Raw genomic sequence first — 19707 nt, forward strand, 5'->3', positions numbered from 1 at the left:
ACCCAGAGAACATCGTCCGGCCTGGGCGGAGCAAGCCGAAACTTCGCCTCGCCTGCGATCTCGGCCCTAATCGATATCCTTCATCGTGCCCGCGTTGATCGCGATCCGTCCGATCAGTCCCTTCACGATCAGGTCCAGCGGCTGGCCCTCGCGATAGTCGGCGGCGGCGACGAAGTTCACCCGGTCCTCGGAGATCAGCGAATAGATCTTCTTCTGATCCTTCTCGGAGTTCCTGGGATCATAGACGGCGATCGAGAAGCCGCCCTTGGTGTGCATCATCTTCATGGTCGGCACGTCGGTGTCGCCGTCGCCCAGGAAGATCATCCGCTCGAACGGAATGGCCCGGTCCTCGTCGGCGGTGAACCGGTTGATCCGCTCGTGGTCCCAGTGGTTCAGCACCCCCTTGTTGATGCGGAACAGGTACTGGGTCTTGGTCGTGTAGTTGACCCCCACCGCCGGCCAGATGGCCGTCCCGTGTTCGTCATAGGCGAACTTCGATGCGAAGACGTGGTGAAAGGCGTCGCGGATCGGACAGCCGTCTATCATCTCCTCCAGCCCGGCCGAGATGATGTAGTGCTCGATCTCCAGCCCGTACTTCGCCCCGATGGCGTCGATCCGGTCAAACCAGCCCTTGCCGGTCAGGTCCGACTTCAGCCCGTCGAACAGCTTCACGTCCTGCCCGTGCTCAGCCAGCAGCTTTTTGGTGATCGTCTGCCCGTTCTGGCGCGACCGCAGCAGCATCAGCTGCATGTACATCAGGATGTTGTCGCCGTCGGACGACTTGGTCAGCCGGTCCGCCTCGCCCCAGAAGTCACCGATGTCCATGCCCACGGAGGGGATGAAGGTCACCTCCTGCATGTTCCCCCGCGCCAGGGTCCCGTCGAAATCATAGATGAGGGCGGTCTTGAGGAGTTTGTCGGCCATGGCGGAGGTCCGGTGGATCAAGGCAGTAGGCAGTAGGCAGTAGGCAGTAGGGGCGCAAGCCGAGACGACCGTGCGTCACTCGCCTCTTCTACTGCCTACTGCCTACTGCCTATTGCCTAACCAAGCGCCAGCTCCGGCGCAGCCGCATCGCTGTCCGCCTCCAGCGGCAGATGCAGGATGAAGGCCGCACCCTTGCCCGGCTCGGACTCCACCTCGGCCCAGCCGCCGTGCAGTTCGACCAGCGCCTTGACCAGCGCCAGCCCCACGCCTGGTCCGCCGCGCTCGCGCTTCACGAACCGGTCGAAGACGTGCGCCTGCAGGTGATAGGGGATGCCCCGGCCGGTGTCCTCGACCCGGATGCGCAGTTCCGACGCATTGGCCTCGGCGCGCAGATGCACCGCCCCGCCCTCCGAAACCGACCGCCCGGCATTGTCCAGCAGATGGTCGACGGCCTGGGCCAGACGACGCGCATCCGCCCGAATGGCCGGCAGGTTGGCGGCGGCCACGGCCTTCAGCTTGGCGCCCCGCCCCTCGATGCGCGGTCGGTGCTTCTCGACGGCGGTCGAGAACAGGTCGCGCACGCGCACGTCGCCCAGCGACAGCTCCATCTCGCCCGCGTCGATCTGGGCCATGTCGAGGACGTCGTCGATCGACCCGGTCAGCTGCGCCGCCGCGATGCGGATCGCCCCTGCATGCTGGCGGCTGCGCTCGGGCAGGTCGCCCATGGTCTCCAGCAGTTCGGAATAGCCGACGATGGTCGTCAGAGGCGTCCTCAGCTCGTAGCTGACCGAGCCGACGAACTCGCGCTTCAGCGCCTGGCTTTCCTTCAGCGCAGCCTCGCGCTGGGCCAAGGCCTGCTCCAGCTCGCGCCGCGCCGTGACGTCAGAAAACGCCACCAGGGTCGCCCCGTCGGGCAAGGGCCGGGTCTGCCACGACGCGGTCCGCCCGTCCGTCGTCCGCCCCTCGCCCGAGATCGGCACCCGGCTTTCGGGATCGGGATCGGCCACCCGCGCCTTCAGCCCCAGCCACAGGGCCGCGTCGGGCAGGGCCGCCTTGCACAGCTCGGCGATGGCGTCGAACTCCCCCGCCTCCTCCAACCGCTCGGCCGACAGGTTCCAGAACCGCTCGAAGGCCTCGTTATGCAGCCTCAGCCGACCGTCCGATCCGAACACGGCGACCGCGTCGTTCAGCTTGTCCAGCGTCGCCGTCTGCACCTGCAGCTGGGCGTTGAACCGGCTACGCAGGCTCAGCTCGCCCGTGATGTCCGAGAACAGCAACAGGATCCCGCCCAGCGGATGCGGTTGACGCACCAGCCTCAGCGTCCGCCCGTCCGGCAGGGACCAGCTGTCGTCGGCCGCCGCCTCCGTCGCCTCATAGAAGTCCAGCTCGGACTGTTTCCAGCCGGCGTAATCGATGACTTCGGGCAGCATCCGGCGCTGACGCAGCCGATCCAGCAGTTCGGCATGCGTCGGCCGCTCGTCCAGCCAGGCCGGATCCAGGTTGAACAGGGTCTGGAAGGCCGTGTTGTGGAAGGCCAACCTGCGCGACGGCCCGAAGATCGCCACCGCATCGGCCAGGTGGTTCAGGGTCTCGTCATGGGCCTCGACGTGACGGCGCAGGGTGTCGCGCGTCTCCTCCGCCTCGGTCATCTCGATGGCGAAGACCAGCACCGGCCCGCCCGCGCCGCCCGGACCGCCGGAAACCAGCGGTTCGGCCATGATCTTCCACGCCCGGCGCCGTCCGTCCCCGGCCGTCCAGCGGAAGCCTTCCTGATGCGTCCCCAGCCGTCCGGCCTCGGCGGCCAGTTGATCGGCGCCCCGGTCGAAGCTGGCGTGGGCCTCGCGCGCCGCCTCCACCGTCGGCTGGTTGACCTCCGCCAGCCAGGCGCGGTTGGCCCAGACCAGACGCCCCTCGTGATCCACCACCCAGGTCGGCGAGGGCGAGGCGTCGGCGATCAGCCCGGCCCCGAACCCATGTTCGCCCTCGTCGCCGCCCGCGCGACCGCCTTGCGTCGCAGCGTGAACCACGGGCGAAAGCCTCATCCAGGCCGTGCCGTTGACCGGCGCCCCCTCGAGCTTCCATCCCTCGCCGTCGTGCGCTTCGAAGGGGGTGCCTTCGTTCATCAGGGCATCGATCGCTTCGGAGTGTCGCGAATGCAAAGCCTCGGCCAGAGCCGAGCCGGGCGGTCCCTGGACGTCGTGGGCAAAGGCGACCCGCGCCGCCTCCAGCGCCTCGTCGCGCCCCAGCAGGATCGGCGCCTCACCGGGCGTCAGACCGATCCGCACATCGTCGAACGCGGCCATCGCGCCGTCATACTGCGCCCGGCCCAGGGCCCCGGCCGCGCGATCGCGCTCCATCAGGGTTTCGCGCAGGCTTAGGGACCGGCGCAAACGCCACGCCCACGCGCTGATCGACAGGGCCAGCCCCGCCGCTCCCGCCGCCGCCGCAAAGGCGATATCGGCCTCCGCCATACCCGTCCACCCGCTGATCGAATCGCGACCATAGCCGAAGTCGCGGCGAGGGCGAACGGGATGGCTAACATTGGGCAGTAGGCATCAGGGAACAGGCAACAGTATCCCAGGCGGAGTGCGACGCCATCTCGCTAGCCGCGACCTTCCCGACGCCCTATTGCCTGTTGCCTGATGCCTACTGCCTCTCTCGACACCTGGACCGACCAGCACGCCCCGTCCCTGGACGATTTCGCCCGGTTGGCGCGCCAGGCCTTCGACGCCCTGCCCGAGCCGTTCAAGTCGGCGGCCGGCGACGTCGTCATCCGCGTCGACGACTTCGCCGACGCCGAGACCCTGGCCTCGGTCGATCTGGAGGACCCGTTCGACCTGACCGGCCTCTATCACGGCTTCCACATCGGAGAGCGCGACGGCTTCGGCCCCGCTGCGGAGCCGTCGCGCGTCTTTCTCTACCGCCGCCCGATCCTCGACGAGTGGTGCGAGCGTGGCGACGTCGGCCTGGCCGAGATCATCGCCCACGTCCTGATCCACGAGATCGGCCACCACATGGGCCTCGACGACGACGACATCGACGGGATCGAAGCCGAGGACTGACCTCAGCCCGGCGCGCTCAGACGGCCCTTGAGGTCATCGATACGCTTGGACGCCTCCGACTTGGACAGGCCTTCTTCGAACGCCTCGGGCTGGCGGACCTCTTCCGACAGGGTCTTGAGGTAGGAGGCCTGGGCCCCGGTCATGGGGTCGTCGCCCGAGACCCAGTCGTCGGGATCCTTTTCCGTATTGGTCGGCGGGTTGGTGTCGAGCTTGGGATTGGCGTCGGACATGGCGAACTCCTGAGATTGAGTTGCCATAATGTTCCGCAACCGCGCCCGGTTCCCGGCCGTCACGACCGTTGCATAGCGGCCGCGCTGCATTGTCCCACCTCTTCTTCGGGCTTCGTGTTGCCGCTCAGAACCTTTCCAAGCGTTTTTAAAAGGCTGGCCGGCGTTACCGGCTTAGCGAGATGCGCGTCTGCGCCCGCTTCCAGACTCGCTGCGACATGCTCCGGCAGACTGTTGGCCGTCAGCATCACGACCGGTGTGCGATCGCGTTTCTGTGTGCGTTCAAGGCGGCGTATCGCCTGAGTGGCGGCGATGCCATCCATGACCGGCATCATCATATCCATGAGCACCGCATCGAACCGTTCGTGCAGGAACATCTCGACAGCCTGATGTCCATCTTCGGCGCACGCCACTTCCGAGCCGATGGACTGCAGAAGCAGTTCTGCGACGCGTCGATTGGTCGGGTTGTCGTCCACCACGAGAACGCGCGTGATGTCCACATCGGTCTGATCAGAGGGAGAGGTTTCGCTCACCCCGGCAATGGATTGCAGGGGCAGGGTGAACCAGAACGTGGCGCCTTGGCCTGGCTGGCCACGGCATTCGAGATCGCCGCCCATCGCCGCGACGAGTTCTCGTGAGATCGCCAGCCCAAGGCCGGTCCCTCCGAACTTGCGTGTGATCGACCCGTCCGCCTGCCGGAACCGTTCGAAGATGACGGCCTGCTGCTCCTCGCTGAACCCGATTCCGGTATCGGAGACCTCGAAGTGGAATCCGGATGCGGTGCTGGCCAGGCGGATGGTCACCGAACCCGCTTCAGTGAACTTCACGGCGTTGGAGACGAGGTTCGTAAGCACCTGCTTCAGCCGCAGAGGATCGGCTAGCACTCTCACGCCATCATCGATCTGGATATCGGACACCAGCGAAAGGCCCTTCTCCTGGGCCTGCAGCGTCAGGAGGCTCCTGACGTCCTCGACGGTCTCCGCGAGCATGAGCGGCGTTTCGGACAGGCTGAACTCGCCGGACTCGACCCGGGCGAGATCCAGAATGTCTCCAACCAGCCGTCTGAGTTGGTCCGACGACGACTGGATGATCGAGGTCATTTCCCTCTGACCCTCCGACAGTTCGGACATCGCCAGCAACTCGGTGACCGCTATGACGCCATTCAGCGGCGTGCGGAGCTCGTGGCTCATATTCGAAAGGAAGGTCGATTTCGCGAGCGTTGCAGCCTCGGCTTCGATTTTTGCCGCCAGCAATTCCGCCGCCTGTTGTTTGCGTTCCGAGATGTCGCGGATGTTTGCGTGTATGTGGCGAACGCCGTTGATATGGGCGACCGACATCCAGAGTTCTATGTCGAGCTGGCTCCCATCCTTCCTTTGCGCGGTCAGTTCTATCCGACGCTCCAGACGCGCGGCGCCGCTCCGGCGCCAGTGCTCGATGCCGCGATCGTGCGCCGCAATCTGATCCGGCGGCACGATGATATTGACGTTTCGGCCAATGGCTTCCGCCGCCGTGAAACCCAGCAGGCGTTCGGCCCCTTCGGACCACTGGGTGATGATCCCCTTCTCGTCGCAATCGACCAGGGCGTCTGCGGAGGCGAGGAGAGACCGCTGGAGCGATCGGGCGCGGTGCCTGGTCGCAAGGTCGTCTCCGACGATGTTGGCCAAGCGAACGAGATGGGCGGCCAGCACCGGATCGAAAGGTCGAGGATCGCTATCCAGCGCGCAGACCGAGCCCACCGCGTAGCCGTTCACGACAATCGGCGCACCGGCATAGAACCGGATATGGGGTTCGCCCACCACATAGGGGTTGTCGGCGAAGCGAAAGTCTAGCGCAGCGTCCCCGATCCAAAGGGGCGTGCCGGGGCTGGCGACGACGTGGGTGCAAAACGATGTCCAGCGACACTGGTTAGTATCCCGGAGGTTGGCGACCCCCGCAAACCAGTTGCGCTCAGCGGCGACCAGCGAAATCAGGCCCGTTGCGGCGCCGGAAAGATCACGGACGAGGGCCGCGACTTCATCGTGCAAGGCCGCTCTCGGCTCATCGACCAGCCCGAAAGACAGGACCATTTCGACGCGACGATTTTCCTCAAATTCGTCCGGAATCGTAATCACTGATCTTCACCTTACATCCATCCAACAGATGTCTGCCCAGTGTTAATAAATCTACCATAAGCAGTATTGCGTATAGGTTAGGGCCACCGAGGTCACAGCATCGGAAGTCGGCCCCTTTCCGGGTCATCTTGGCGAAAGTCGTCAGCAAACTCCGATGTACGGACCGTCTCCCAGCCGCCTTGCCAGGACGTACAGCGCGGGCCCTCGGCTCATCCGTCGAGACAGGTCGAGAGGGGATTAACCCATGAAAAAGGGGCGGCGATCGCTCGCCGCCCCCCTTCGTTTCGCGACGATCCGCCTTATTGAGCGGCCGGACGAACCTCCAGCGGAAGACCCAGGGTCTCCAGTTGCGGACGGACCACCGAGGCGTCGCCGACCACGACCCAGACGAACTGGTCGGGCTTGATGACCTCACGGGCGGCTTCGTCCATCTGGGTCGCCGTCAGCGCGCGGGTGCGGCTGGCGAGCGTCGCCTGATAGTCGTCGGGACGGCCGTACAGGGCGTTGGAACGCAGGGCCCCCAGGATCGCGCCCGAGGTCTCGAAACCTCCGGCCAGCGAGCGGGTGTTGCCGTTGATCGTCCGCTCCAGTTCCTGTGGCGTGACGCCGTCGGCTTCCAGGAAGCGGTCGTACTGGGCGATCAGGGCGGCGACGGATTCACCCGTGCGGTTCGCCTGCACCGGGGCGTTGACGATATAGGGCACGCGGTGCTCCAAGGCGTTGACGCTGCCGCGCACGCCGTAGGACCAGCCCTTGGTCTCGCGCAGGTCCGAGTTGATCCGCGACAGGAAGTCCGAGCCCAGGGTCACGTTGGCCGCATTGAGCGCCAGCAGATCGTCGGTGCCCGAAACGGGCAGGACGGCGCCGCCGTAGATCAGCGATTGCGGCGACTGCGGACGGTCGATCAGGACGATGCGGCTGGTCGTGGCCGGGATGGCGGCCGCGAAGTTCTTGGTCCCCTTCGCCGTGGACGGCGCGCGCCAGTCGCCGAAGGCGGCTTCGAGCTGCGGCGTCACCTGCGACAGCGGCAGGTCCGAGACGATGAAGATGGTTGCATTGTCCGGGCGGACCCAGGCGTCATGCTCCTGCACCAGGTCGGCGCGGGTCAGGGCCGTGATCGTGGGGACGTCGCCCGAACCGGTAAAGGACCGGCCATAGGGGCTGCCTTCGCCATACATTAGCGGCGGCAGGGCGCGCGCGGCGATGGCGGCCGGCTGGGTCGCTTCGCTGGCCAGGGCCGAGAGACGCGCGGCGCGGATCCGCTCGATCTCCGACGGAGCGAAGGCGGGGTTGCGCACCACGTCCGACAGCAGGATCAGCGACGGCGTCAGGTTGGCGGTCACCGCCGACAGGTCCGCCGTGGTGCGGTCCATCGAGGCGCTGACGCTGACCGAGGCGCCGAGGCGTTCTTCTTCCTGGGCCAGCTGGTTGGCGTCGCGGGTCGTGGTGCCCTCGTCCAGTAGGTCCAGCATCATGGCGTGGGCGCCGAGACGGTTGGCCTGATCGGCGGCATAGCCGGCGTCGAACTCCACGGCGACGCGGGTCACCGGGACGGTGTCGACCTGGGCGTAGACGACCTTGATGCCGTTCGACAGCGTCGCGCGCTCGACGGCCGGGAACTCCAGATCCGGCACCTGGCCGATCTCGGGCATGGGCGGACGGGCGACGCGCTGGATCTCGGCGGCGGGGACCGGGGTCGCGCCCGCCGGGGCGGCGGCGGCCTCGACATAGGCTTCGCGCTCGCCCGGAGCGACGGTCAGGTCATAGACCGGACGCGTCAGCCAGCGCTGCATGACGTCGCGGACCTGGGCCGGGGTGACCGAGGCGTAGGCCGCCAGCTCCTTCTTGTAGTGGTCCGGATCGCCGGCATAGAGCTGGCCCTCGGCCAGGACGTTGGCCTTGCCGTTGACCTGCTCCAGGCTCTGGATGCGCTGGGAAACGTACTGGGTCGCGACGCGGGCGACCTCTTCCTCGGTCGGGCCGTTGGCGATGAAGTCGGCGACGATGGCGTCCAGACGGGCGCCCACCTCGGCCGCGTCGACGCCCGGCTTCACGTTCACCGAGATGTCGAAGAAGCCCAGCCGGTGGAAGTCCTGCATCGAGGACGACACCTGCACCGCCGTCTGCTCGTCGCGCACCAGGATGTTGTCCAGGCGTGAGGAGGCGAGGCCCCCCAGCACCGAGGCGGCGACCGACAGCGGCACCGCGTCGTCGCTCAGCAGTCCTGGCACGGCCCAGCTGCGCGACAGGCGGGTGGTGGCGACGCGGTCATGCATGACCTGGACGACCGGCGCGGCCAGCGTCGGCACATCGGCCTCGGCCGGGGTGTTCACCGGGCCGCGCGGGATGGCGCCGAAATATTTCTCCATCAGCGGACGGGCGGTCGCCTCGTCGATATCGCCCGACAGGACGACGACGGCGTTGTTCGGGCCGTAGTTCTCGCGGAACCAGTTGCGCACGGTCTCCAGGCTCGCCGCATCCAGATCGGCCATCGAGCCGATGGTCGAGTGGCGATAGGGGTGACCTTCGGGGAAGAGGGCCTCGAGGCGGGCGTACTGGACCAGGCCATAGGGCTGGTTGTCGCCCTGGCGCTTCTCGTTCTGGACCACGCCGCGCTGCAGATCGAGCACGTCCTGGCCGACCTCGCCGAGCAGGTATCCCATGCGGTCGCTCTCAAGGAACAGGGCCTGTTCGAGCGCCGGGGTCGGGACGGTCTGGAAATAGTTGGTGCGGTCGAACCAGGTCGTGCCGTTCAGGTTCGACGGGCCCAGGTTGCGCATCCGGCCCAGGTACGACCCCGGCGCATTCTCCGACCCGCCGAACATCAGGTGTTCGAACAGGTGGGCAAAGCCGGTCGAGCCGGCCGGCTCGTCCTTGGAGCCGACATTGTACCAGACCGACACCGCCACCACGGGCGCCTTGCGGTCCTCGTGCACGATGACCGTCAGGCCGTTGTCGAGCGTGAACCGCGTCCACGGGATGTTCACCTCGGACACCAGTTCGGCGACCGGAGCGGCCTGCAGCTCGGCGGCCTGGGGCGAGGTGGCGGCGGTGGAGGCGACGGAGGTCTGGGCCAGAACGGCGACGGGAGACATGGCGACCAGAAGGGCCGCGAGCGAGACGGAGCGAAGACGCATGTAAGAAACAGTCCTTTTCCTGAAGCTGCGGACATTAACGAGCGCACGCCGGTCTGCAATCGCCGTCACCGAAACATGGACAAAGAGTCACAAACCGCTCAGATCACCCGCGCCCTCGCCATCACGGTCCCGCCCCCGTCGATCAGCAGGTCCGTCACCGCCCAGACCAGCGCATCCGCGCGATCAGGACTCTGGCCGGACGACGACCCGCCCGCCTCCCCCATCCCCAGCAGATCCTCCTCCAGCAGCGTCAGCTCCCCGACATGCCCGACGCGTCCCTGTTCATACAGTGCCGCCACCGGCTCGGCCCGGGCGCGCTTGCCGACGCGCGCGTGCACCCGCCGCACGACCTGGGTCACCCCGGCCCCCTTCAGCACCGCCTCGACCATGTCCCCGCCCTGGTTGCCCTCGGCCACCACCCGCACCGGACAGCCCAGCGCCGCCTCCCAGTCCTTCGCCGTCCGCGCCACCCGCGCCGCCCACCCCGCCGGCGACAGCCCTCTGACCGACCGATCGTCCAGCACCCAGGCCGTCCCCGCCGCACGTGCCACCACCACGATGCCGCAGGCGTCTCCGCCCTCGCCCGACAGGGTCCCGACCGGCGGATCCACCGCCACCACCGCCCGCTCGTAGCCGTCCCTCACGCCCCCCAGCGCCCAGCTCCGCCCCAGTATCCGCGCCCGCGCCATCTCGACCGAGGTGAACAGCGCCCCCTCGGCCTCCAGCACCACCCCGTCCAGCTCCTGCGCCGCCCGCCGCGTCCCGCCGTACAGATCCTGCATCGCCTCCAGAAACCCCTCCGCCAGGTTCTCCGCATTGGCCCCCGTCGCCGCATGCGTCCGCACGCAGCCCTCCTCCGCCAACACCCGCCGCAACACCGGCAAGGGCTTCGGCGTTGTCGTCAGCATCAATCGAGGCGGAGTCTCCTCCCCCCTCGTGGGGGAGGTGGCGCGGCCCTCTTCCGGACCGTGACGGAGGGGGCCCTCCGCGCTCAAGCAGCGAGGCTGAGCCTGTCCTCCGGCCGATCGAAGATCGGACCGGGGGGCGAGCCGAGCGGTAGCGCCCTTCAAAGAAGTCGCACTCAATCTCAACCCAAGCCGCAACATCACCAGCACCTCGTCGGGATTTTCCCACGCACAGAACTCATCCCCCCAGGCGGCATGGAACTGCGGCCCCCTCAGCCGTTCGGGCTCGGCCGCCGACAGCATCACCCCGACCGCCCCGCCCGGAAACACCACCCGCCGGAGCGAGCTCTCCAGCCGGGGCGGCGCCCGATACGGCAGGTTCATCAGCCCCGACGGCCCCTCGACCATGACCGCGCGCACATCGTGCATCGTCGCCCCCACCAAGGCGATCCGTCCCCCGGCGCCCAGCCTCGCCGCGACCTCACTGACCCACTCCGCCCCCGCCCGCGTCTTCCCCGCCCCCCGTCCCCCCAGAAACACCCATGTGCGCCAATCGCCGGCGGGCGGCCGCTGACCCCAATGTGCGTGAAGCTTCCATGCGAGCGACGACCGCCCGTGCTGCGTCGCCGCCTGTTCGAGCAGGGCCGTGACCGTCTCCTCCCCATCGCCAGATGGGGAGGGGGACCGCGAAGCGGTGGAGGGGTTCTGGACCTCAGACCCCGACGTCACGCGCTTCCCCCAGCTTCTCCAGGATCGCCGCCAGCGCCGCCGCATCCTGCGCCGACGGCCCCCCGACGCCGATCCCTTCACCGTCTTCCCCCTCCAGCATCCGCGCCAGCTTCAGGAACTCCTGCGCCGTCTTCGGCTCCCCCTTCGCCATCGCCGCCACCGCCTGCGCCTGGGCCGCCAGCACAGCCCGCCCCAGATCGACCTCTCCCAGCTCCCCTTCGCCCGCCTCCCGGATCGCCGCCTTCACCGCCGCCCGTCGCGTCGCAGCCTGATCTGAGGCCTCCCGCACCGCCGCCCGCGTCTCCTCCGCCAGCTGTTCTTCGTCCTGCACCTCGTCCCACGCCGCATCGGCCTTCAGGGCGATGTCCTTCTTGCGCCAGCCCCCGGCCTTGGCCCGCGCATGGATGGTCCGCAGCGCCGGCCCGTATTTGACCGACAGCCATTCCGCCGTCGCCCCGGCCGAGAACTCGATCTCGATCCGTTTCCAGACCCGTTCCCCGGCCACGAAATACCCGGTCCGATGTCGCCTCTGCCCCTCCGGCCCCGGATCCTCGCTCCGAAGAGAAGTGACCACTGAGCGCCTCAGGCGCCCGCTCGTCTGTGATGTGTTTTCCATCCCCATATTATCAGGGACCCGCACCCTTGGGCCCGTTCGCGCCCCTCATTTTCCCGCAAGCCCTTGAAAAGGCGAAGGTCGAGATGCGGCGATTGCGCTAACAGCCGCCGGACGTTTGACAATTTGGCGGTGTCAGCGGTTCACGGCCTGAGACGATTGCAGTCGTCGGTTTCCAGGTCGAGGCAAGCGTCATACCGCAATGACCGCAGGGCGCCGTTCGAACGCAGCCCTGTGCCCCCGATCTGGACGCGGCCCTCGCTTCCACGTATTTTTCCCGCCTCAGCCCGGCGGGCAAGTCTCGTCGGATAAGGGGTCGCAGCCGGAGACGGCGGCGGCCCCTTTCTCGTCGAGGGGGCCGGGCCGGACCGACCCTCGCGTTCGAACGGATCCCCGCCCGGCTGTGCGCTATTGCAACTCTGCTGGTCTGATGGGCGCGAAGCTTCCGCAGGCTATATCGATAGCAACAACACGCAGCGCCCGATCCTGCTTATCGCCATCTACAGATATTGAAAGCGATTGCAGAACCTTAGCGCTCGCCCGGTCCGGCATCGCCTTGACGATGGCCGCCAGCAGCAACCTCTCGGGTGTCATCTGTGGTCCGAGATAGGGCTCCCTAAGCCAGCAGACATTTTCTGGAAGAGGCGAGCGTGGGCGAATGCGGCCCTGATGCCGAGGCCGCCTTCCCTTTGGAAATCGAATAACAGTCATCCCTGTGCTCCTCTGGTCGGGCAACCGGGCATAGAAGCTGGGCGACGCCGCCCCAGGTTTGCCCGATCCCGTTTGCAATCGCTGTCGTCAGATCGATCCCCTGAATGCTCTCTGCTATGCGACCCCTGTGAAGCCGCTCGACGCTCGTACCTCTGCCGCGATGTCACGCGTCCCTCAAAAGGCCACTTCGGCTGAAGAACGTGTGGCTCAAGCTCTCCGGACGTTGGGCGTGAGCTACAGGCGGAACGTACGCTCGCTTCCTGGCACGCCGGACTTTTCCAACCGGTCCAAGGGCTGGGCGATTCAGGTGCACGGGTGCTTCTGGCATCGGCACGACTGCAAGCGCACGACCCTTCCCCTTCACAATAGAGAGCTCTGGCTTGAAAAATTCGCGCGAAATCAGGCGCGGGACGAACGTTGCGAAGCGGCATTGATCGCTCTCGGTTTGAAGGTCGTCACCATCTGGGAATGTCAAACCAAGGATCCTGAAGCTCTCGCCGACCTGGTCCGAAGGAATCTAGGATAGCGGCTGTTTTTCTTCACAACCTTAAGTAGGTTTTGGGTTGACAGGCAACTCAATGTTCGCTTTTTGTTTCTGGCGATTCGGCTGGAGGTGACCCATGACGCTACGTCTCATAGACCTCTTCAGCGGGGCCGGCGGCATGAGCCTCGGCTTCTCCGATCCGCGTTTCTGTGGTGGCTTCGAAACCGTTCTAGCGATCGACAACGACGCGGCTGCGGTGAAGACGCACGAACTCAATTTCCCGGGTCGTTCCGTCCGGGCCAACATCGAGGAATGGTTGCTGACCGAAGAGGTCCCTCAGGCCGATGTGGTCATCGGTGGACCGCCTTGTCAGGGATTCAGCCTGCTCAACAAGAAGCGCGACGGCGACGCGCGTCGCGCGCTTTGGGAGCCTTTCATCGAGATCGCCGAGCGCTCAGGCGCGCGCGTCTTCGTCATGGAGAACGTGGCTGAACTCTACCGCTCACCCGAGCGCGAGCTGATCGAGAAGAAGGCGCGTCAACATGGGTTCGTCACCCAAGCGGCGATCGTCAACGCGGCCGACTATGGCGCGCCTCAGACCCGAAAGCGGACGATCATTCTCGGCTGGCGCGCAGCGTTCAATCTGCCGTCGTTCCCGCCGTTAGCCTCGCACGCGGATCCTAAGCTGAAGTCGAACTTGCCGCGTTGGCGCACGGTTCGGGACGTCATCGCGGATCTGCCGTTCGAGACTATCGGCACGGAAATCGGGTCGAGGCCTAAGCTCGATCTCCATTTCGGGCGGACGCCGACAGACAAGAGCATGGAGCGCTATCGCGCCGTTCCGCCTGGTGGAAATCGATTCGATCTCTTGGCCAACCGTCCCGACATCACCCCCGACTGCTGGGTCCGGAAAACCAGCGGCGGTACCGATCTATTCGGCCGTCTGTGGTGGGATCGGCCGTCAGTCACGATTCGCACGGAGTTTTATAAACCTGAGAAGGGCCGGTACCTCCATCCAGAGGCGCACCGCCCGATCAGCCATCGTGAAGCCGCGCGCCTGATGGGCTTTCCGGACGACTTCAAATTCTACGGGACGAAGATTGAGGTCGCCAGGCAGATTGGAAATGCGGTTCCACCGCATTTGGCAGGAGCGCTTGGAGCTGTCGTCCGATCGATTCTTGAGCCGAGGGCGATTGCTGCCTAGCGGCTAGTAAGGAAATCCTCATTAGGAAGTCCGCAACTTCGTCAAATGCGAAAGTTGCCGCCATCATCGGTTGTCCTTGGACACGAAGATTTCGAACGGCTCGAAATCATCGAGAACGAGATACGGACTTGTGTCGTTGACAGACCTGAGCAGGTCTTTACCGATCTAATCGTCGAAGCGGTTGAGTTCGTGCTCGATCCTGTCCGTACGGGACGAACTGAAATTCGAGAGCTCGACAATGTGGAAAAAACCTTCATCGGCTTGAAGGTCGAGCATTTCCTTCGTGATCTCTTCGACGCCCCAAAAGGTCTACGAGACTTGGTCCTCGCGGGACAAGACGTCGATGTCAAAACGACGGTGAGCAAATCATGGAGTTGGATGATTCCACCGGAGACGTTCCGCGAGGAGGAGCCCGTCTTGTTGGTTGCCGCTGACGAAACCGCACGTAAGGCTTGGATTGGCTTGCTCGTCGCTCGCCAAGCCTATCTGGGTGCTCCTAATCGGGACGGGAAAAAGAGCGTTCTTTCGTCGTCGTACAAACACATCCGATGGATTGCCACCGGCGTAGATTGGCCTCCCAATCGCTGGGAGCACATCGACATCGCCAGATTCCGCGAATTGCGCTCAATAAAAGGGGGCGCCGTACGAGCCGCAAAATTCTTTGAGGAAAATCTGCGACGCATAATCGACAGACGGGTGCTGCTGGCACTGCTGTTCGACCAGAAAGATCCGATGAAGCGGCTACGAGAAAATGGAGGTGCGCCCGACATCCTGATGCCGAAAGGCATCAAGCTCCTGTCGGGTACCTTCAACGCTCCGGTTCTCGCAACGCTCGGCTTCGTCGTCTCATCGGAAGAATTCGTAGCGATCCTCCCGGCTACCGACGCTGAGTTGGAACTGCTCAACACTGCGGCAGCAGAGGGCGAATAGCACCGCTCCGGAATTAGATTTCCGACTGACAAAACAAAAGGGCGGGCCCGTTTCCGGACCCGCCCTCTTCGTTTCAGCCAGTGACTGAGCTCTGGACCCCGGCCTGCGCCGGGGCGTCCGGGCGGCGCGAGCGCCGCCCTTCTGCTTAGAAGTCCATGTCGCCCATGCCGCCCATGCCGCCGCCCATGCCGCCGCCGGCGCCGCCGCCGGAGGACTTCTTCGGAGCGTCGGCCACGGCCGCTTCGGTGGTGATCAGGATCGAGGCCACCGAGGCGGCGTCGGTCAGGGCGGTGCGGACCACCTTGGCCGGGTCGATCACGCCCATGGCGACCAGGTCGCCGTACTCTTCGGTCTGGGCGTTGAAGCCGTAGGTGGCGGAGCTGTTTTCCAGCACCTTGCCCACGACGATCGAGCCTTCGACGCCGGCGTTTTCCACGATCTGGCGGATCGGGGCCTGGATGGCGCGACGGATGATGGCGATGCCGGCGGTCTGGTCGGCGTTGTCGCCGGTCAGGCCTTCAAGCGCCTTGGTCGCCTTCAGCAGGGCGATGCCGCCGCCGGGGACGATGCCTTCTTCGACCGCTGCACGCGTGGCGTTCAGGGCGTCGTCGACGCGGTCCTTCTTTTCCTTCACTTCGACTTCGGTCGAGCCGCCGACGCGGATGACCGCGACGCCGCCGGCCAGCTTGGCCAGACGTTCCTGCAGCTTTTCCTTGTCGTAGTCCGAGGAGGTGTCCTCGATCTGCTTCTTGATCTGGCCGATGCGGGCCTCGATCTCATCCTTGCCGCCGACGCCGTCCACGATGGTGGTGTCGTCCTTGGTGATGGTGACCTTCTTGGCCTTGCCGAGCATGTCCAGGGTGACGTTCTCGAGCTTGATGCCCAGGTCTTCGGAGATGACCTGGCCGCCGGTCAGGACGGCGATGTCCTCCAGCATGGCCTTGCGGCGGTCGCCGAAGCCCGGAGCCTTGACGGCGGCGACGCGCAGGCCGCCGCGCAGCTTGTTGACGACGAGCGTGGCCAGGGCCTCGCCCTCGATGTCCTCGGCGATGATCAGCAGCGGACGACCCGACTGGACCACGGCTTCCAGGATCGGCAGCATGGCCTGCAGCGACGACAGCTTCTTCTCGAACAGCAGGATCAGGGGCTCTTCAAGCTGAACCTCCATCTTGTCGGCGTTGGTGATGAAGTAGGGGCTCAAGTAACCGCGATCGAACTGCATACCCTCGACAACATCGAGTTCAGTCTCCGCAGTTTTCGCTTCTTCGACGGTAATGACTCCTTCATTACCGACCTTCTCCATTGCTTTGGCGATCATCTCACCAACTTCGGAATCACCGTTGGCGGAGATGGTGCCGACTTGTGCGATCTCGGAGTTGTTCTCGACCTTCTTGGCCGAGGCCTTGATGTCGGCGAGAACGGCCGTGACGGCCTTGTCGATGCCGCGCTTCAAGTCCATCGGGTTCATGCCGGCGGCGACGGCCTTGAGGCCTTCCTGCACGATCGATTGCGCCAGGACGGTCGCGGTGGTGGTGCCGTCACCCGCCTTGTCGTTCGTCTTCGACGCGACTTCGCGGATCATCTGGGCGCCCATGTTCTCGAAGGCGTCTTCCAGCTCGATCTCTTTGGCGACCGAGACGCCGTCCTTGGTCGAGCGCGGAGCGCCGAAGGACTTCTGGATCACGACATTGCGGCCCTTGGGGCCCAGGGTCACCTTGACGGCGTTGGCGAGGACGTTGACGCCGCGCAGCATCTTGTCGCGCGCATCGGTGTTGAACTGTACGATCTTGGCAGCCATTGAGGCAGCTCCTATCTGTATTTAACGGGTGGAATAGAGACGTTCGAACGGGTGCTTAAGAAAGCACGCCCAGGACGTCCGACTCTTTCATGATGATCAGGTCTTCGCCTTCCAGCTTGACCTCGGTGCCCGACCATTTGCCGAACAGGATGCGGTCGCCGGCCTTCAGTTCCAGGGCGTTGACCTTGCCGGTCTCGTCACGCAGGCCGGGCCCAACCGAGACGACTTCGCCTTCCTGAGGCTTTTCCTTGGCGGTGTCGGGGATGATGATCCCGCCCTTGGTCTTGGATTCTTCTTCCACGCGCTTGACCAGCACGCGGTCGCCGAGAGGACGAAACGCCATCTGTGTATTCTCCGATGAGACTTCTAAGGTTTCCTCGTAGCCCCTCGGGGTCGGCTTTTGGCAGCCGAGCCACGCGAGTGCTAACGCGAAGCGCAAGTAGGGATGCGGCCTCGCATCGTCAAGCGCCGCGGTGCGGATGAACGCCGGATGAACGGGATTTCCCCTCATCCGTTCAGGTTCACAAGCGCAGCAATAGATTTCGTCAGTCGTTGTTCGCCCGGTGTTCGGGACAGGCTGCGACGACCGCCTAGGAGGGGCAGACCAATGAAGAGGGTCCAAGTGATCGCCGCCGGGGCCGCCGCCCTGATCCTGACAGCCGTCGCCCTGCCGGCCTCGGCCCAGCAGTACGGACGCGGCCACGATCGGTACGACCGCAACGATGACGGCGATGTGGTCGCCGGCCTTGTCGTCGGGGCGGTCGTCGGCGGGATCGCGGGCGCCGTGATCGGCGACGGGAACGACCGCTATGTCGCGGGCGGCGCCCTGGCCGGGGCAGCTCTGGGCGCTGCGGCGGCGAGTGACGACGACCGGCGGGGCTATCGGTCTTACGGCGGAGGCAGCTACGGCTACGCCTATGCGCCGTCCTATTCCTACAGCGGCTACGGCGGCGGTTATCGCTCGGACTGCGACTACTGGCGTGACGGACGCTGCTGGCGCAACCGGGGCCACTGGGAGCGCGAGCACGGCATCAACAGCCGCGACCCGCGCTGGGAGCAGCGTCGAGATTATCGCGATAACCAGCGGGACAACCGCCGCGACTGGCGTTCGGACCGGCGGGAAGATCGCCGGGACGACCGGCGCGACGACCGGCGCTGGCGCAACTATTGATCGGGGCGGGGCCTTCGGGCCCCGTTTCTACATCAGCCGGGTCAGGAGCGACGCTGTCGAGGGATCGAGCCCTTCGGACGGCCCGCCCGCCGAGACATCCTTCAGGATCGCCTTGGCCAAGACCTTGCCCAGCTCCACCCCCCACTGGTCGAAGGAGTTGATGTCCCAGATCACCCCCTCGACGAAGGTCTTGTGCTCATAGAGTGCCAACAGGGCACCCAGGGTCTCGGGCGTCAGCCGCTCCATGACGATGGCCGTCGAGGGCCGGTTGCCGGGGAAGGTCTTGTGGCTCGCCAGCCGGTCGGCCTCGGACGCATCGGTGCCGGAGGCCAGCAGTTCGGCGCGCGCCTCCTCGGTCGTCTTGCCCAGCATCAAGGCCTGACCCTGGGCCAGGGCATTGGACCACAGCGGGCTCTCGGGCACGTCCTCGTGCGTCTTCGCCACGATGACGAACTCCGCCGGAACCACCTGCGGGCCTTGGTGGATCTGCTGGAAGAAGGCGTGCTGGCCGTTGGTGCCGGGCTCGCCGAACACAACGGGGCAGGTCTGACGCGTCACGGGCGAGCCGTCGCGATGCACCCGCTTGCCGTTAGATTCCATCTCCAGCTGCTGCAGGAAGGAGGGCAGGCGGCGCAGGGCGTGGGCGTAGGGGGCGACCGTTCGCGCCGGGCGGTTCAGGGCGTCGACGTTCCACACCTGGGCCAGGGCCATCAGGACGGGCGCGTTCTTCTCCAGCGGCGCAGCGACGAAATGGTCATCCATGGCGGCCGCGCCGGCCAGCAGCCCCTCGAACACATCGGGACCGAGTGCGATCACGCAGGACAGGCTGACCGCCGACCAAAGGGAGTAGCGGCCGCCGACCCAGTCCCGGAAGGCGAAGGTCCGCGCGCAGCCGAAAGCCTTCGCCTTGTCCGGCGCGGCCGTGACCCCGATGAAGTGCCTGTCACGGCCGGCTTCAGGCAGGCCTGCCGCCAGCCAGGCCCTGGCCGCCTCGGCGTTGGCCAGGGTTTCCTGCGTCGTGAAGGTCTTGGACACGACGACCACCAGGGTGGTCTCGGGATCGAGGCCGGTCAGGGCCTCGGCCATGTCCCGCGGGTCGATATTGGCGACGAAACGCAGGTCGATCTGCGGGTCGAGCGGCTTCAGGGCGTCCCGGACGACGCGAGGGCCAAGGTCCGATCCGCCGATGCCGACGTGGACGATGGCCCTGAACGGCTTGCCCGTCGCGCCCGTCTCGGCGCCCGAACGGACTGCGGTCGCGTAGGCGGCCATGTCGGCGCGAACGGCGTCGACCTCAGCCGAGACCGCGTCGCCAAGCGCGTGGAAGTCCGCACCCTTGGCTGCGCGCAGTGCGGGGTGAAGGACGGCACGGCCCTCGGTGGAGTTGATCGCCTCCCCGCCGAACAGACGCGCACGGGCCGCCTCGACCCCGGCGGACCGGGCGAGATCCAGACAGGCCTCGAAACCGTCCTGGGTCCAGCTCTGCTTCGAGAGATCGAGATAGAGGCCCGCAGCCTCCACGCTCATGCGCGACAGACGGTCAGGATCGGCCGCGAACTGATCGACGATACGGGCGTCGACGTCTCGTGCGGCGGCGGCGTCGAAGGCGGTCCAGTCGGTCATGCGAAATATCCCCTTAAGCAAGGTCTCGTTTACGGGTGGGGCGTAGACCGGTTCAATCGCCGTTTCGCGAAAAGGTCG

15 protein-coding genes and 1 pseudogene are annotated in these 19707 nt (G+C 65.9%); 5 read left to right on the top strand and 11 right to left on the bottom strand.

Annotated elements, in window-relative coordinates:
* Window positions 1-66: 66 nt before the first annotated feature.
* The gene (locus ACW171_RS12120) at window positions 67-924 is read right to left on the bottom strand and encodes an HAD family hydrolase (RefSeq protein WP_492093571.1); all 858 of its coding nucleotides are present in this window, start codon (window positions 922-924) and stop codon (window positions 67-69) included.
* Window positions 925-1040: 116 nt separating this feature from the next.
* Window positions 1041-3395, bottom strand: coding sequence for a PAS domain-containing sensor histidine kinase (locus ACW171_RS12125; protein WP_492093572.1), 2355 nt, complete (start codon window positions 3393-3395; stop codon window positions 1041-1043).
* Between the two features lie 171 nt (window positions 3396-3566).
* Between ACW171_RS12125 and ACW171_RS12130 the strand changes: the two genes are divergently transcribed.
* On the top strand, window positions 3567-3986 hold the full coding sequence (locus tag ACW171_RS12130; protein WP_492093573.1) for a metallopeptidase family protein: 420 nt from the start codon (window positions 3567-3569) through the stop codon (window positions 3984-3986).
* Between the two features lie 2 nt (window positions 3987-3988).
* On the opposite strand, the gene ACW171_RS12135 is transcribed toward ACW171_RS12130, so the two are convergent.
* The 6 genes and pseudogenes from ACW171_RS12135 to ACW171_RS12160 form a co-directional block, all read right to left on the bottom strand.
* Entirely contained in the window at window positions 3989-4216 is a 228-nt protein-coding gene (locus ACW171_RS12135; RefSeq protein WP_492093574.1) for a DUF3072 domain-containing protein, read from the bottom strand.
* A 59-nt stretch (window positions 4217-4275) separates the two neighbouring features.
* Complete coding sequence (locus ACW171_RS12140; RefSeq protein ID WP_492093576.1) at window positions 4276-6324, bottom strand: ATP-binding protein; 2049 nt, start codon at window positions 6322-6324, stop codon at window positions 4276-4278.
* Window positions 6325-6623: 299 nt separating this feature from the next.
* Window positions 6624-9461: a M16 family metallopeptidase gene (locus ACW171_RS12145; RefSeq protein WP_492093577.1), complete on the bottom strand. Its 2838-nt coding sequence runs from the start codon at window positions 9459-9461 to the stop codon at window positions 6624-6626.
* A 98-nt stretch (window positions 9462-9559) separates the two neighbouring features.
* Window positions 9560-10369, bottom strand: a complete 810-nt coding sequence (locus ACW171_RS12150) for a phage terminase large subunit family protein (RefSeq protein ID WP_492096628.1) — start codon at window positions 10367-10369, stop codon at window positions 9560-9562.
* A 177-nt stretch (window positions 10370-10546) separates the two neighbouring features.
* A pseudogene (locus ACW171_RS12155) lies at window positions 10547-11140 on the bottom strand (terminase large subunit domain-containing protein); the annotation flags it as partial.
* Window positions 11079-11600, bottom strand: a complete 522-nt coding sequence (locus tag ACW171_RS12160) for a hypothetical protein (RefSeq protein WP_492093578.1) — start codon at window positions 11598-11600, stop codon at window positions 11079-11081. The pseudogene ACW171_RS12155 and the gene ACW171_RS12160, both read right to left, overlap by 62 nt.
* 946 nt (window positions 11601-12546) lie before the next feature.
* On the opposite strand from ACW171_RS12160, the gene ACW171_RS12165 reads away from it, so the two are divergent.
* The 3 genes from ACW171_RS12165 (at window position 12547) to ACW171_RS12175 (ending at window position 15037) form a co-directional block, all read left to right on the top strand.
* On the top strand, window positions 12547-12945 hold the full coding sequence (locus ACW171_RS12165) for a very short patch repair endonuclease (RefSeq protein ID WP_492093580.1): 399 nt from the start codon (window positions 12547-12549) through the stop codon (window positions 12943-12945).
* Window positions 12946-13039: 94 nt separating this feature from the next.
* On the top strand, window positions 13040-14107 hold the full coding sequence (locus tag ACW171_RS12170) for a DNA cytosine methyltransferase (RefSeq protein ID WP_492093581.1): 1068 nt from the start codon (window positions 13040-13042) through the stop codon (window positions 14105-14107).
* Between the two features lie 45 nt (window positions 14108-14152).
* Window positions 14153-15037 carry a NaeI family type II restriction endonuclease gene (locus tag ACW171_RS12175; protein WP_492093582.1) on the top strand — a complete coding sequence of 295 codons (885 nt, stop codon included), beginning with the start codon at window positions 14153-14155 and terminating at the stop codon, window positions 15035-15037.
* Window positions 15038-15182: 145 nt separating this feature from the next.
* Here ACW171_RS12175 and groL read toward each other — a convergent pair whose 3' ends face one another.
* Together groL and groES are read right to left on the bottom strand one after the other, a co-directional pair.
* Window positions 15183-16835, bottom strand: a complete 1653-nt coding sequence (gene groL / locus ACW171_RS12180; RefSeq protein WP_492093584.1) for a chaperonin GroEL — start codon at window positions 16833-16835, stop codon at window positions 15183-15185.
* 55 nt (window positions 16836-16890) lie between these two features.
* Complete coding sequence (gene groES / locus ACW171_RS12185) at window positions 16891-17178, bottom strand: co-chaperone GroES (protein ID WP_298160393.1); 288 nt, start codon at window positions 17176-17178, stop codon at window positions 16891-16893.
* A 264-nt stretch (window positions 17179-17442) separates the two neighbouring features.
* Between groES and ACW171_RS12190 the strand changes: the two genes are divergently transcribed.
* Window positions 17443-18006 (top strand): hypothetical protein, encoded by a 564-nt coding sequence (locus ACW171_RS12190; protein WP_492093587.1) that lies wholly within the window; start codon window positions 17443-17445, stop codon window positions 18004-18006.
* Window positions 18007-18033: 27 nt separating this feature from the next.
* Here the strand turns inward: ACW171_RS12190 and pgi are convergent, their stop codons facing one another.
* Window positions 18034-19629 carry a glucose-6-phosphate isomerase gene (gene pgi / locus ACW171_RS12195; protein ID WP_492093588.1) on the bottom strand — a complete coding sequence of 532 codons (1596 nt, stop codon included), beginning with the start codon at window positions 19627-19629 and terminating at the stop codon, window positions 18034-18036.
* Between the last annotated feature and the right edge of the window lie 78 nt (window positions 19630-19707).

Source organism: Brevundimonas sp. FV1ye28 (assembly GCF_058681135.1).

Coding starts and splice junctions, on each gene's coding strand:
- ACW171_RS12120 (WP_492093571.1), bottom strand. CDS start 924: ATGGCCGACAAACTCCTCAAGACCGCCCTCATCTATGATTTCGACGGG.
- groL (WP_492093584.1), bottom strand. CDS start 16,835: ATGGCTGCCAAGATCGTACAGTTCAACACCGATGCGCGCGACAAGATG.
- ACW171_RS12135 (WP_492093574.1), bottom strand. CDS start 4,216: ATGTCCGACGCCAATCCCAAGCTCGACACCAACCCGCCGACCAATACG.
- ACW171_RS12125 (WP_492093572.1), bottom strand. CDS start 3,395: ATGGCGGAGGCCGATATCGCCTTTGCGGCGGCGGCGGGAGCGGCGGGG.
- ACW171_RS12150 (WP_492096628.1), bottom strand. CDS start 10,369: ATGCTGACGACAACGCCGAAGCCCTTGCCGGTGTTGCGGCGGGTGTTG.
- ACW171_RS12130 (WP_492093573.1), top strand. CDS start 3,567: ATGCCTACTGCCTCTCTCGACACCTGGACCGACCAGCACGCCCCGTCC.
- ACW171_RS12170 (WP_492093581.1), top strand. CDS start 13,040: ATGACGCTACGTCTCATAGACCTCTTCAGCGGGGCCGGCGGCATGAGC.
- pgi (WP_492093588.1), bottom strand. CDS start 19,629: ATGACCGACTGGACCGCCTTCGACGCCGCCGCCGCACGAGACGTCGAC.
- ACW171_RS12175 (WP_492093582.1), top strand. CDS start 14,153: ATGCGAAAGTTGCCGCCATCATCGGTTGTCCTTGGACACGAAGATTTC.
- ACW171_RS12145 (WP_492093577.1), bottom strand. CDS start 9,461: ATGCGTCTTCGCTCCGTCTCGCTCGCGGCCCTTCTGGTCGCCATGTCT.
- ACW171_RS12190 (WP_492093587.1), top strand. CDS start 17,443: ATGAAGAGGGTCCAAGTGATCGCCGCCGGGGCCGCCGCCCTGATCCTG.
- groES (WP_298160393.1), bottom strand. CDS start 17,178: ATGGCGTTTCGTCCTCTCGGCGACCGCGTGCTGGTCAAGCGCGTGGAA.